The following is a 12,411-nucleotide window of genomic DNA, read 5'->3' as shown; positions in this document are numbered from 1 at the left end:
CTGGCCGGGGCCGGGCGGCGTGGCGGGCGCACCCCCGGGCGGCGAGGTGCGGGGCCGCCACACGCCCCTGTCGGGCGCGCTGCCCGTGCGGTCAGGAGACACGGATGACGACCTTGCCCTGCACGTGGCCCTCGGCGCTGAGCGCGTGGGCGGCGGCGGTCTCCTCGAGGGGGAAGGTCTGGGCGATCTCGACCCGCACCTTGCCCTGGTCGACCAGGGCGGCGAGGGCCGCGAGGTCGGCGGCGTCGGGCCGCACCCACATGTTGACCCCGCCCACCTCCGCGACCTCGGGGTCGGCGATCGAGGCGATCCGCACGTCGGCGGTGCCCACCTCGGGGGTGGAGCGGACGACGCCGCCCCCCACCAGGTCCAGGACGACGTCGACCCCCTCGGGGGCCAGCTCGCGGACGGCAGCGACCATGGGGTCGCCGTAGGGGACGGGCTCGGCGCCGAGGCTGCGCACGTACTCGTGCCGGGCGGGGGAGGCCGTGCCGATGACGCGGGCGCCCAGGGCCCGGGCGATCTGCACCGCGAAGCCACCGACGCCCCCGGCGGCGTTGTGGATCAGCACGGTGTCGTCGGTGCCGACCTCGAGCCGGGCCAGGGCCTGGTAGGCGGTCAGCCCGGCGAGGGGCAGGGCCGCGGCCTCCTCGAAGGAGACGGTGGTGGGCTTGCGGGCGAGGGTGCGGACCGGGGCGGCGACGAGCTCCGCCGTCGTCCCGCCGTGCACCACGTCGGTGCGCACGTAGCCGTAGACCTCGTCGCCGACCTCCAGCTCGGGGGTGTCCAGGCCGACCTGCTCGACGACCCCGGCGACGTCCCAGCCGGGCACCGCCGGGAACACCGTCTCCATGATCTGGTCGAGGTACCCCTCGCGGACCTTCCAGTCCACGGGGTTCACGGAGGTCGCGTGCACGCGGACGAGCACCGAGTCGGGGCCGACCTTGGGGGTGGGGAGGTCGGTCATCTCGAGGACGTCAGGGCCGCCGTAGCGGGAGAAGGTGATGGCTCTCATCCTCGGGCAACGTCACGGGGGCGCGGGGATGTTCCGCGCGCCCCCGTGACGGATGTCGCCTACCTCACCCCGTCCCGTGCCCGGCGGACGTAGGCGGCGACGACGCCTCCGGCGAAGGCCACCGCGATGACCAGCAGGAGCACGGCGGCGAGCGCGCCGCTGCCGTCGATCAGGGTGGTGAAGTTCGCGAGCACCAGGCCCAGCAGGCCGAGGAGTCCCACGGTGCCCAGCGCCGGGGCGACGCGGGTGTGCCACACGCGACGGTCGACGTCGCGCCGCGCGAAGAACGCGATGACCGAGACGCTCGTCAGGGCCATGAGCAGCAGGACGCTGACGGTCGCGAGGCCTGACATCCAGGTGAAGAGCTGGAGCACCGGGTCCGCCCCCGCCACGGCGAAGGCTCCGACCACCACGACGGCCGATCCCGTCTGCGCGAGGGACCCGACGTAGGGGGAGCCGTGGCGCGGGTGCGTGCGGTGCAGGGCTGCGGGCATCACGCCGCGGCGGGACAGGGAGAACAGGTAGCGCGAGATCGCGTTGTGGAAGGCCAGGAGGGCGGCGAAGAGGCTGCTGAGGAGCAGGACGATCATGACGTCGGCCAGGACGGGGTGCACGTAGGCAGCCGTGGCGGTGAAGATCAGGTCCGGGTCGGCGAGGGCTGCTGCGACCACGTCGCCCGAGCCGAAGGCCTGCACGAAGGCCCAGCTGGCGATCGCGTAGAACCCACCGATGAGCAGCACCGCGGTGTAGGTGGCGATCGGCACGGTGCGGCGCGGCTCGCGCGCCTCCTCGGCGTAGATCGCGGTGGCCTCGAAGCCGATGAAGGAGGCGACGGCGAACATGACGCTGATGCCGGGTGCCCCGCTGAAGAAGGCCGTGGGAGTGAAGGGCACCAGGTCCAGCCCGTCGGCTCCGCCCTGGGCGATGACGGCCACGGCGACGACGGCGATCACGCCGATCTCGAGGGTGAGGACGACGCCCAGCACCTTCGCGCCGACGTCGACGTTCCGGTAGCCGAGGGTCCCGACCGCTGCCATGAGCACGAAGGACCACACCCACCACGGCAGCTCGGGCCCGCCGAGCTGCAGCACGAGCCCCTGCGCGGTCGCGCCGGCCAGCCCGTACACCGCGGCCAGGACGGCGGTGTACGTCAGGAGCGCGAGCCCACCGGCGCCGAGCCCCACGGGCACGCCCAGGCCCCGGGTGACGTAGGCGTAGAACGCGCCGGCGTCGACCACGTGCCTGCTCATGGCGGCGTACCCGACGCTGAAGACGAGGAGCACGACGGCGACCACCAGGTACGCGGTGGGGCTGCCTGCCCCGTTGCCGATGGCGAGCATGACGGGCAGGGCACCGCCGATCGCCGTCAGAGGTGCGGCTGCTGCGACCACGAGGAAGACGATCCCGACGACGCCGATCGTGCCGCGCAGCCCTGAGCTCGGTGGGGCCTCGGGGGCCCCGTCGGAGGTGCTGGGGGCGGGAGGGGCGAGCTCACTCATGGCAGGTGTCCTTCGTCTGGGTGGGGGTGGACGAGCAGGAGGTCGTGCCGGACGGGTCGGAGGTCCCCGCGGCGCGCGAGCGGCAGTGCGCGCTGGCGTTGGCGGGGACGTCGAGAGTGGGGTTGCGGTCGAAGAACCCGACGGGCTTGAGCTGGAAGCCGGTGCGGTCGACGGGCATGATCGGCCAGTCCTCGGGCCGGGGGACGTGGGTCAGCCCGAAGGTGTGCCACAGCACGACGTCGGCGTCGGCCACCGGTCTGTCCCCGGCGACGTATCCGGGCAGCCCCGCCCCGCCCGGGTGCTGGTTGACGAAGTCGCCGGCCGCGTAGCGCTCGGCGGGGTCGTAGGCGGTGACCCACAGGTGCTTGGTCGCGAAGGTCGCGCGCCGGTGCACCGAGCTGCCCGGGTCGGCCAGGAGGGTGGGCTGGCCCTCGGGCAGCAGGGCGTAGGCCACCGGGTCCCCGAGCCGGTTGTGGCTCGACGGGTTCGTCACGTGCCACACCCGTCCGACGCCGGGCTCGGCCATCCGCTGGGCCGAGGACTCGCTCTCGAGCACGGTGCGCTGCTGCGCGAACGCGTTGCCGCGGAGGTTCCCGGGGCCCATCGGCACCCGCACGAAGTCCAGCTCCTCGACGGTGTTGGCCGCACCGTCGACGGTCATGTCCAGGCGAGCGCTGAACAGGTGCTGGTGGAAGGGGGCGCCCAGGCCAGGGGCGAGCTCGCTCGCGTACGGGTACCCCTTGCCGGGGTAGGCCGAGGTGAAGACGACGCCCGTGGCCTTGACCTCGAAGCCGATGGTCCCGTCGAGGTAGAGGTACCAGTAGAAGCCGTAGTCGTAGTTGCCGATCGTGGTGAAGAAGCTGATGACCATGCGGCGCTGGCGGCGCGTCTCGGAGGAGCCCGCCCACAGGTCGGTGTGCTTCCACAGGACGCCGAAGTCCTCCTCGTGCAGGCAGATCGCGTTGGGCAGCACCTGGGGCCGGCCGTGCTCGTCGGCGATCACGGCGTCCATGTAGGTGATGTCGCCCAGGCAGTCACACCCCAGCTCGAGGGCGTTGGCGTAGCGGCCGATCATGTACTCGCCCGTGTCGAAGTAGTTCTGCCAGGACCGGATCGGGGACGGGTCGGCGTAGGGCACGACCATCTCGGCGATCGAGGCCCGGTGGATGATCGGCCGCAGCCGGTCACCGTCGGTGATGCCGATCTGGTGCAGCGTGAGGCCCTCACGGGCGTCGAACCCGACACGCAGCTGCCAGCCCTCCCAGGTGAGCAGGTTGCCGTCGAGGGTGAAGCTCGGGCCCTCGGGCTGGGTGATCTCGATGGGCCGCTGGGTGGTGCGCATCGGGCCGGTCACGGCCTCGTCGTCGAAGTTGCCGGACTCCTCCGGGATCGGGACCGGACCCAGGTCGATGACCTGGTCGACCGTCCCGTTCATGACGTCCACGTAGCCCACGAGCCCGTCGATGGGATGCGCCCACGCGTGGTCGGTGGGGTGGTCCTGGCGGAAGGCCAGGCCCCGCAGGATGCGCCGTCCCTCCTCCTCCGGGTACTCGAAGACCCCGGCCGACAGCGGCGCGACCCGCACCTGCTCGACGTCGAGCCCGCGGGCCTCGAGGGCGGCGAGCCAGCGCTCGTCGGTCGCGAGCACCTGCTCGACCAGCTCGAACTCCGCGTCGAGCACCGGCAGCTGGCCGTCGAGGGCGGCGTCGAGCGTCCGGTCGGTGACCACCTCGCCCCGGGTGAGGGAGACGACGACGTCGTGGGCGTCGGGCCTCGTGACGTCGTGCAGCAGGGCGCGGACCCGACGCTCAGGGACCTGCGTCGAGGTCCCGGCGGCGAGGTCGGCCTTGTCGGGCTCCTCGAGGCCCAGGTAGACGAAGCGGGTGCTGGCCCCGACGAGGCCAGCGGCCTCGAGCACCTCGCGGGCGGCGGTGATCTCCGCGGCGTCGAGCTGGGCGAGCGGGTGGGTGACGGGTGGCGCGGTGGCGTCGATGGTCACGGGATCTCCTGCGGGTGCGGGTGCGGTGGTCGGGGTTGAGGGTGCGGGGATCAGGTCGGGGTGATGCGTCCGGGGCGGTCGGTGCTCAGGGCGAGCCCGGCGATCCCGAGGGCGAGGCCGACGGCCGGCAGCACCAGCAGCGCCGTCGTCAGGCCCGTGGGGGCCGCGTGGGCGGCCATCGCGCCGACGGCGACGCTGTGCTCGTGACCGCTGCCTCCGGTGGTGGGGGCCATGAGCACGGTGTGGGCCGCGAGCATCGCCGCGGAGAGGAAGGCAGAGGTGGCACAGGCGCGGTACCCGGGATGCCGGACGAGGTGCCAGGCGCACGGCAGGCACGCGGCTGTCATCGCGACCATCACGACGGCGACCAGCAGGGAGCCGTGCGTCGCGGCGGCAGCCACGTGGGCGATGGCCGAGGCCGCGGTGACCGACGCCGCCGCGAACCCGAGGGTTCGGCGCACCGGGCTCGCGCTCGCGGTGGTCGGGAGGACGGGTCTCGTCGGGGTCTTGTCCGCAGCCGACGGGGTCACGGGCGGCGGCGCTCCGGGTGGTGCGGGGGCGGAGGTCGGGCGAGCGAGGAGCTGGTGGACCATGGGGCGCTCGATTCGTCGGGGGCAACCTGCGGGCCTGGCTGCGACGTTATTGAGCGCGCGCTCAACATAGGTTTCGTGACTGTTTCGAGTAGGTCAAAAGTCCTAGACGGGATACGGGAGGATGGCCTGGTGCCCAAAGTCGTGGATCGTGAGGCGCGCCGCCGGGAGATCGTCGAGGCGTACCTGCGTCTGGTCGCCCGGGACGGCATGGAGCAGGCGACGTCCCGCGCGCTAGCCGCAGAGCTCGGTGTCTCGAGCGGTGCGCTGTGGCACTACTTCGCCAACGTCGACCAGGTCCTCTTCGGGGCCTTCCGGCTCATCTTCGACCGCACCAACGAGCGCATCGCCGAGCGGTGCGTCGAGCTCGAGGGGCTCGCGGCACTGCGGGCCATGCTCGAGGAGATCCTGCCGCTGGCCAAGGTCACCCAGGACGAGGCCCTCGTCGTCGTGAGCTTCTGGGGAAGGGTGCCCACCAACCCCGAGCTCGGCAGCTTCCAGGCCGAGGTCGAGGGCAGGTGGCGTGAGCAGATGGTCACGCACCTGCGGCAGGCGCAGGCCAGCGGTCACGTCGTCGAGGCGGCGCCGCTCGCCGTGATCGCGGACACGCTGCTGGTCCTCACCGTGGGTCAGCAGGTCGAGCACGTGCTGCGCAGCGACGTGGCCACGGAGGGTCGGCAGTGGGAGCTCGTCGCCGCGTGCCTCGAGCCGTGGCTTACCGACGCGGGTCGCCAGCCGTAGCCAGCGGTCATCCAGCGGCGGTCATCCCGCCGAGGGCGGGCTCATCTGCTCGTGGAGAGCCTCGAGATCGTCGATCAAGGCCTCGATGCGGTCGCGCTCGGTGGTGATGGCGGCGTCCTCGGTGTCGAGGTCGGTCTCGCGGGAGGTCAGCGCGGCCTCGTCGCGGGCGAGGAGCTCGGCGGCCGCCCCGAGGGTGGTCGCAGCGGAGGCCATGGGCAGCTCGGTGCCGTCCCACCACGTCCAGGACAGCTCGAGCCGCTGCTGCTCGTCGAGGGGCAGGGCGGCGACGTCGGCCGCCTGCTCCTGGTGGGCCTGGCGGTAGTAGTCGACGGCGGCGAGGTCGGCGTCGTGCTCGGCGCGTTGCTGCGCTGCTGCTTGACGGCGTTCGGCGAGCGTCGCCTGGGCGGCGCGGATCTCTTCGGTGGTCTCCGTCAGGGTGGCCCGCCACCCGGTGTGCACGGCGACCAGGGCCGCGCGGTCGGCGACGAACCGTGCGTACGTGCTCTCGAGCTGGCTGGCGAGCCCGCCGTCCCGCCACACCTGGGTGCCGACGTACGCGAACAGCTCGGTCGGCCGGTGCTCGGCGGAGGAGCCCACCGACCCCGCGAGCTGCTCGTGGATGAGGGCCTCGGCGGGCAGCGCGGCCAGCTCGGCCTCGAGCAGGACGGTCAGCTCCAGCTGCGTGGCCTCCTCGAGCTCCTCCCACGCGGCGTGCAGGGTCTCGTGGGCGACGGTCTCGACGAGGAACCCGCGCAGGCGCGGGTCGGTCGGGGCGTAGGCGACGATCTCGCCCGTCCCGGTGTTGAAGCAGCCCACGGCCCCCGTGAGCACCCGCGCGCGGTGCTGCTCGCAGCGCCCGGCGAACTCTGCCGCGCCGAGGATCTGCGGCTGCGCCCGGTAGAGGAGCTCGCGTCCCTCCGGGGCGAGGTGGGCCTCGTCGGCGAGGGCTACCACCTCGGCGGTCGGTTCCACGACGGCGCTCGGTGGCTCAGCCGTCTCGGTCCAGGGAGCACCCGCGATCGTGATCCCGAGGCCGGTCTGTGCCCGTTCCACGCTCCACGAGCTCGCCCCGCCGGCGGCGACCACGGCGACCGCGGCCAGGCCGATCGCCCCGAGGGCCTTCGCGGAGAGGCGCCCCGGGGTCCGTCGCGTCCGGGCGTCGGCAGGCCGGCGTCCGGTGTCAGCGCGCCACATGGCGCCGGGGTGGGTGGTGGGCACGAGAGGGGCATCGACCGTCGCGGACGGTGATCAAGGGCTCGTCACCGGATTCCACCCGTTCGCCGCGTAGGGCGTCGGGCGCCGCGGTCATGGCACGAGGGTGAAGGCCGGCGCGGTCCCGGTGAGGGTGAGCAGGTCGTGCAGGGACGGCGGGACGTGCAGCAGCTGTGGCGGCTCGGCGGCGACGTTCGCCAACCACAGCAGCACGCTCAGGCCGCTCGAGTCGATGAACGTGACGGCGGAGCAGTCGACCTCGACGGGCAGGGCGAGGTGCGCGGCGCCGTCGAGGGCCTCGGACAGCGCGTCCTTGACGGTGGTGTCGATCTCACCGCGCAGGACGACGTGGACGCGCTCGCCCTGCACGTCGAGGCTGACGGTGCCGTGGGCCGAGGGGGCGGGTGCGGCCGCGAGCCCGGGCTCAGCAGCGGCGCCATCAGCAGCCGAAGGCATGACGGTGTCGGACGGGTGCAGCTCCACGGCGGGCCCCTTTGCTCGCTCGAGTGCAGTGGGGACGAGCGTAGGCGTGTGGGCCGGTGGGCGCCAGGCTCAGCGTCGAGAGGGGGGTGCCGGGGGAGGCGCGGCGGTCGGTGTACGGACCCGGCGGCGCCGTCGCCCGTGCGGTGCGGGAACGGGTTGGCGCTCGCGACCTCGGCCCGTGCGCGGTGCGTCAGACGGTGCAGGCGAGGGCGCAGCGGATGAGCTCTCCCCACACCATGCTCGAGTGCGCGGCGCCGAGGTGGATGTCGCCGGGGGTCTCGGCGGGCCGCACCTCGACCATGCCGGTGCGGGTGGTGCGGAGCATCTCCCGGACGGTCGGTCCGGCGGTGACGCGCAACGTCCACGGGGTCCATGTCTGGTCCCACACGTGGCGCAGGTGCGCGTCTGCCTCGGGCGGTGGCGGGGCCGACGGCGACCGGAGCCGGGCGTCGAGGTAGCGGCGGGGGAACGTCGCCGGCTCGGTGGCCAGGCTCCACGCCGGTCGGAGCCCGATCCACGCCGCGAGCACCCCGGGCACCTGGGCGGCGTCGACGACGTCGATGAACGGGTCGACGTCGTACCGCTGCTGGCCCGGGGCGGGGGCCAGGGGGGACGGGGTGGCGAGCACCGCGGCGTAGCCCTCGCGGAAGGATGCCTCGAGGTGGCCGGTCTGGCCGTCGGGGGCGGTCGCGTCGACCCGGAGGCGGTGGTCGGGGTCGCGGTGCAGCCGGGACAGGTGCTGCCCGATCGGGGTGAGGCCGCCGTGCCGCTGGGCGAGACCGGCCTCGACGAGCGCCGGTGGGGTGCGACGCAGGCGCAGCATCGGGCTCAGCTGGTCCAGGAGCTCGACCGGGACCTGGACGCCGCTCGGCGCGAAGGGCTGCTCGGGGAGGATCTCGACGAGGTCCTCGACGGGTTCGTCGACCCCCAGGAGATAGGCGTCGAGGGGGACCTCGCTCATGCGCCTTCCCCCAGGTCGATGCCGTCCAGGACCGTGCTGGTCGTCGCCCCCGGGTCCCCGAGGTATCCGACGGGTCGGGTCGCGGTGATGCTGAGCGCGTGGTGCCCGGTGACCGCGAGGATCTGGGTGATCTCCACGGGGAGCGAGCCCTGGGTCGCGCTGATGATCAGCCGCCGGCTGCCGATCGCCCCGGGCAGGGGTAGCGGGTCGTAGGCGATCGGCTGGCTGCCCGGCTCGAGGGTGGCGGCGGCGAGCGCGGCGTGGCCGAGGGCGTGCACGTCGCTGCTGGTTCCGTCGGTGTGGGGGTGGGCCGTCACCACGACGCTCGCGCGCATCTCGGTGCCGTTCCGGGCTGCCGGTCGGGGCGGGCCCGCGAGAGCGAGGGTGCAGCCTGGTGCGTCGACCTGCTCCCAGCCGGGCGGCACGGGCAGCGTCACGCCGGTGGTCGGGCAGGTCACGGTCGGCATCGTGCCGGTCGTGGTCATGGGTCCTCCGGGAGTGGGGGCAGAGACGGGCGGCGGGCCTCCTTCGTCCAGGCGGGGCGGAGGAAGGGCGGCATCCAGAAGAGCCCGAGCACCCCGACCGACATCACCGCGACGGTCGCGCCGTGCAGCACCCCGAGGGTCGTGCCGTGCAGCACGGCGGCCACCCCGGCGGCCCACGGCTCCTCGATGCCCTGGACCAGCGGGGCCGACAGGGCGATGAGGAGGCCGCCACCGATCCAGGCGAAGGACAGCGACTCGTAGCGGTGGATCTTCACGTGGTTCTTCAGGAAGCGCAGCCGACCGGCGTAGTGGCCCAGTCCCAGGCCCAGCATCCCGAAGGCGAAGGCGTAGGCAAGGATCATGCGGAGCACGATGGCCTCTCCCGAGAGGGCGTTGAGGTGGGGAGCACGGCGTCATCATCGCGGAGGTCGCGGGCCGACGATGGCCTCGCGGCCCTGAGCGGCAGCCTCCGCGCCGAGCCGTCCAGCGACGAACGCACCGATGGCGCCCCCGATCAGCGCGCCGCCCACCGTCCCGACCACGGGGATGGGGATGAACGAGCCCGCGGCGGCGCCCAGCTTGGCGCCGGCCCATGCCCCTGCGACCGCGGAGCCGCCCTCGATGGCGGCGGTCGCGGTGGCGCTGGTCACCCGTTGGCCTTCCGTCCACCCGGGATGGTCCAGGTGGTCCTCTTCCCACTGCCCCGCGTAGGCGTCATAGATGGTGAGGCTCGCGCCCGCGACCCCTAGGGTCCCTCCACCCACCCGTGCCCAGGTCGGGGGACGGCCGAGGGTCGGGTCCGTGACGAGAGTCGGTCGGTCGAGACGGTGGAACGTCGGCCCGTGGGAGGCTTCCTTGATCTTGAGGACCTCCGGGTCGCCGGTGGAGCCCTGCGGCAGGAAGAGTCCGGACCGGTGCTGGACGAGCGGGATGCCGAGCTCCGTGGCCACCGCAGGCTGCGGGGTGATCGAGATCATGGGGGCGTCGGCCCGCGGGACCAGGAGGGGGAACTGGCGGTATCGCGCGAGGACTTCCTGCGAGGGCTGGAGCACGAAGGCCCCGAACACGTCGGACCGCACGACCCCTGCGGTGATCGAGGTCCCCCCGTCGGGCAGCAGCTCGCCCACCGAGGGCAACCGGGCCTGCTCGGCCGAGCGCAATGCCTCGACGAGCTCCTCGCGCGCCACCTCGAGGTCTCCCCGCGCGCGGTCGACCTCGACCCGGGTGATCGCGTGCGCGGCCTCGAGCAGCGCCGCGACGGCGGGACCGCCGACGAGCTGGACCTCGACCGTGGCCGGCGCTGTAGCAGGGGGCAGCACCGCGCTCGCGGTCACGGTGAGACCCGCAGCCGCGGCAGCGTCCCGGGCGTCGTCGATCGTGGCGCGCGCGCAGCGGGCAGCATCGCCGAAGGCCTCGATCGCGCTCGCGGAGCTCTCGCACCACGCGGCGGCCGAGTCGAGGTGGGTCACGACCGTGGCCATGCGGCTGCGGTAGGCGTCACCGGCGTCGCCGTCCCACTCGGTCTGACGGGCGGCCGCGACGACGGTGCCCGCCCCCTCGAGCTCACCGGCGAGGGCGTGCAGCTCCTCCGCGGCGGCCGAGCAGCCGGCGAGGTCGACGTCGAGGACCGTGGAGATGCTCATGCCACGCTCATGCGGTGCGCGGAGGCCGTCACCTGGCCCTGCTCGAGGTCGAGCAGACGGGTCCAGACGCTGGTGTCGGTCTCGGAGTACGTGGCACGGGTCTGCTGGAGCTTCTCGACCGCCCCCTCGAGGACGGCGACCATGGTCCGGGCCTCCTCGCGGTGCAGGGCGACGAGGGCGAGGACCTCGCTGCTCCCGGCTCCGCTGACGCCCGGCTGCGTGTCGCTGATGCCGCCACGCAGGGTGTCGGCTCCCGTGGCCACGCGCCCCTCGACCCGCTGGAGCTCGTCTGCGCTGACCGCCACCCCATGATCCACGTCGTCCCCCTGCTCGTCGTCGGCCTTGTCGTCTGACGGGGACCGAAGCTAGCCACGGGGCGAGGGGGCCTGTGGGCCGGGCTGACCCACCTGTGGACGAGCACCGCGTCGTTGCGCCTGTGGACAGTCGATGACGGGGCAGCGCCCGTGTCACGCACCGCTCGGCCGCTACCGTGTCCGACCGTGTCGACTCGCACGGCCTGGTTGCCGACCATGGTCCAGCCGCTCGCCGCCCTCCTCGTGATCTTGATCGGGTGGAGGTCGCACGAGAGCTACCCCGCTGGCGACCCGGCGGAGACGGTCCTGCTCGTCGCCCTGGCCCTGGTGACGCTGCCTGGCCTCGTGGTCGCCGTCGTCGACGCGGTGCAGCGCTCACGCCGGACCCAGAAGGGCCAGCGCCCCGGGTACCAGCGCATGCTCGACGCCGCCGCACCGCGGGGGGACACCCCGGCCCTGCCGCCGTCGCTGGCCGGGGACGTCGCTGCCAGGGTGCTCGGCTGGGGCACGGCCCAGGCAGGGCTCTCGCTCGCGCTCGCGCTGCTCCTGATCCCGCTCCCGCTCGAGGAGGGCTGGTCGACCCTCGCGGTGTTCCCGGTCCTCGTGGCCCTTGTGGTCGCCTGCCTGGTGCTGCTCGGCGGGATCGTGTGGCTCGGGGTGAAGGTTCTCCTCCTCGCCCTCGTCCCCGGCGGGCGTCACCCCATGGTCGAGGTCCCGGCCGCGCCGGAGGAGATGAACCAGCGCAAGCCGCTCGTGTTCCGGGCCCTGCTCGTGGCTCTCGGGGTGTCCCTGCTCGGGCTGGCGACCTTCGGCCTCCCCTGGTCGGCGCTCACCTGGGACGACGACGTGCACCTGTCGCGCGGGATCGGCAGCCTCTTGGCGCTCGGCGCCTACGCGGTGCAGGCCGACGGGGCTGCGACGGGCTGGATCTGGGCGCTGCGCGTCACCGTCGGGATGATGCTCGGCGGCCTCGCCGGCGTTCTCGTCCTGTCGCCCGTCGCGCTGTGGCAGATGGTGATCCGCCCGCGCCGCAAGGCCCAGGTCCCGGAGTGATCGGGTTCTGAGGCCGGGTGCCGCGGGCGGAGGTGTAGTCGGTTGGCCCCGGCAGATCCGCCCCCGCGGCCCCCAGGACGTCGTCGTTGTGGATCCCGCGCCCGCTCCTGTCCCGGGTAGGCCAGGATGGCGCCCACGTCGACCGCAGGAGGGCACGTGCAGGGACGATGGAACGCGGGGTGGTACCCAGACCCGCACCGCATCACCGCCATGCGCTGGTGGGACGGTGCGCAGTGGACCCCCTGGGAGTCCGACGGCGCGCGTGTCTGGGACGGGCGCCCGGCCCCGGCCCTGGGCCCCCAGCACCTCGAGAACCTGCGCTTCGTCCGCGACACCTACCTGCCCGAGGCCCGACGGCGCGGCGCAGCCACCGGTGCGGTCGCGCACGCCCTCGAGCAGCTGGCCGACGAGCTCGC

General features: G+C 73.6%; 14 protein-coding genes. 3 read left to right on the top strand and 11 right to left on the bottom strand.

Going from position 1 to position 12,411, the window contains the following annotated elements; translation table 11 throughout:
* Positions 1-91 precede the first annotated feature (91 nt).
* Genes L0B03_RS07210 through L0B03_RS07195 form a run of 4 tightly spaced genes read right to left on the bottom strand, consistent with a single transcriptional unit; the run spans position 92 to position 5,106 of the window.
* Positions 92-1,015, bottom strand: a complete 924-nt coding sequence (locus L0B03_RS07210) for an NADP-dependent oxidoreductase (RefSeq protein ID WP_250445125.1) — start codon at positions 1,013-1,015, stop codon at positions 92-94.
* Between the two features lie 59 nt (positions 1,016-1,074).
* Positions 1,075-2,514 carry an APC family permease gene (locus L0B03_RS07205; RefSeq protein WP_250445124.1) on the bottom strand — a complete coding sequence of 480 codons (1,440 nt, stop codon included), beginning with the start codon at positions 2,512-2,514 and terminating at the stop codon, positions 1,075-1,077.
* On the bottom strand, positions 2,507-4,513 hold the full coding sequence (locus L0B03_RS07200) for a primary-amine oxidase (RefSeq protein WP_250445123.1): 2,007 nt from the start codon (positions 4,511-4,513) through the stop codon (positions 2,507-2,509). Before L0B03_RS07200 ends, L0B03_RS07205 begins: the two co-directional genes overlap by 8 nt.
* Positions 4,514-4,563: 50 nt before the next feature.
* Positions 4,564-5,106, bottom strand: coding sequence for a hypothetical protein (locus tag L0B03_RS07195; RefSeq protein WP_250445121.1), 543 nt, complete (start codon positions 5,104-5,106; stop codon positions 4,564-4,566).
* Between the two features lie 129 nt (positions 5,107-5,235).
* Here L0B03_RS07195 and L0B03_RS07190 point away from each other — a divergent pair, with 129 nt between their 5' ends.
* Positions 5,236-5,844 (top strand): TetR/AcrR family transcriptional regulator, encoded by a 609-nt coding sequence (locus tag L0B03_RS07190; protein WP_250445119.1) that lies wholly within the window; start codon positions 5,236-5,238, stop codon positions 5,842-5,844.
* Between the two features lie 21 nt (positions 5,845-5,865).
* Here the strand turns inward: L0B03_RS07190 and L0B03_RS07185 are convergent, their stop codons facing one another.
* The 7 genes from L0B03_RS07185 to L0B03_RS07155 all read right to left on the bottom strand — a co-directional run bounded on the left by L0B03_RS07185 (position 5,866) and on the right by L0B03_RS07155 (position 10,933).
* Positions 5,866-7,062 (bottom strand): hypothetical protein, encoded by a 1,197-nt coding sequence (locus L0B03_RS07185; protein ID WP_250445117.1) that lies wholly within the window; start codon positions 7,060-7,062, stop codon positions 5,866-5,868.
* Positions 7,063-7,149: 87 nt separating this feature from the next.
* On the bottom strand, positions 7,150-7,539 hold the full coding sequence (locus L0B03_RS07180) for an STAS domain-containing protein (RefSeq protein WP_250445116.1): 390 nt from the start codon (positions 7,537-7,539) through the stop codon (positions 7,150-7,152).
* A 190-nt stretch (positions 7,540-7,729) separates the two neighbouring features.
* The gene (locus tag L0B03_RS07175; RefSeq protein ID WP_250445115.1) at positions 7,730-8,500 is read right to left on the bottom strand and encodes a hypothetical protein; all 771 of its coding nucleotides are present in this window, start codon (positions 8,498-8,500) and stop codon (positions 7,730-7,732) included.
* Positions 8,497-8,985 carry a hypothetical protein gene (locus L0B03_RS07170; RefSeq protein ID WP_250445114.1) on the bottom strand — a complete coding sequence of 163 codons (489 nt, stop codon included), beginning with the start codon at positions 8,983-8,985 and terminating at the stop codon, positions 8,497-8,499. The genes L0B03_RS07175 and L0B03_RS07170 overlap by 4 nt, the downstream gene beginning before the upstream one ends.
* Positions 8,982-9,347, bottom strand: a complete 366-nt coding sequence (locus L0B03_RS07165; protein ID WP_250445113.1) for a hypothetical protein — start codon at positions 9,345-9,347, stop codon at positions 8,982-8,984. The genes L0B03_RS07170 and L0B03_RS07165 overlap by 4 nt, the downstream gene beginning before the upstream one ends.
* A 54-nt stretch (positions 9,348-9,401) precedes the next feature.
* On the bottom strand, positions 9,402-10,628 hold the full coding sequence (locus tag L0B03_RS07160; RefSeq protein WP_250445112.1) for a hypothetical protein: 1,227 nt from the start codon (positions 10,626-10,628) through the stop codon (positions 9,402-9,404).
* On the bottom strand, positions 10,625-10,933 hold the full coding sequence (locus L0B03_RS07155; protein WP_250445111.1) for a hypothetical protein: 309 nt from the start codon (positions 10,931-10,933) through the stop codon (positions 10,625-10,627). The genes L0B03_RS07160 and L0B03_RS07155 overlap by 4 nt, the downstream gene beginning before the upstream one ends.
* Positions 10,934-11,128: 195 nt before the next feature.
* Between L0B03_RS07155 and L0B03_RS07150 the strand changes: the two genes are divergently transcribed.
* Positions 11,129-11,995, top strand: coding sequence for a hypothetical protein (locus tag L0B03_RS07150; protein ID WP_250445110.1), 867 nt, complete (start codon positions 11,129-11,131; stop codon positions 11,993-11,995).
* A gap of 156 nt (positions 11,996-12,151) precedes the next feature.
* Positions 12,152-12,411: DUF2510 domain-containing protein (locus L0B03_RS07145; RefSeq protein ID WP_250445109.1), on the top strand; the 260-nt coding region annotated here is incomplete at its 3' end.

The sequence above is a fragment of the Actinotalea sp. C106 genome, from assembly GCF_023630195.1.
Classification (GTDB): Bacteria; Actinomycetota; Actinomycetes; order Actinomycetales; family Cellulomonadaceae; genus Actinotalea.
This window is presented reverse-complemented; position numbering and strand designations above follow the sequence as displayed.

What these genes read in the sequence shown, in the direction of transcription:
- L0B03_RS07210 (WP_250445125.1), bottom strand. Translation starts at nt 1,015, where the DNA reads ATGAGAGCCATCACCTTCTCCCGCTACGGCGGCCCTGACGTCCTCGAG.
- L0B03_RS07205 (WP_250445124.1), bottom strand. Translation starts at nt 2,514, where the DNA reads ATGAGTGAGCTCGCCCCTCCCGCCCCCAGCACCTCCGACGGGGCCCCC.
- L0B03_RS07195 (WP_250445121.1), bottom strand. Translation starts at nt 5,106, where the DNA reads ATGGTCCACCAGCTCCTCGCTCGCCCGACCTCCGCCCCCGCACCACCC.
- L0B03_RS07175 (WP_250445115.1), bottom strand. Translation starts at nt 8,500, where the DNA reads ATGAGCGAGGTCCCCCTCGACGCCTATCTCCTGGGGGTCGACGAACCC.
- L0B03_RS07170 (WP_250445114.1), bottom strand. Translation starts at nt 8,985, where the DNA reads ATGACCACGACCGGCACGATGCCGACCGTGACCTGCCCGACCACCGGC.
- L0B03_RS07165 (WP_250445113.1), bottom strand. Translation starts at nt 9,347, where the DNA reads ATGATCCTTGCCTACGCCTTCGCCTTCGGGATGCTGGGCCTGGGACTG.
- L0B03_RS07160 (WP_250445112.1), bottom strand. Translation starts at nt 10,628, where the DNA reads ATGAGCATCTCCACGGTCCTCGACGTCGACCTCGCCGGCTGCTCGGCC.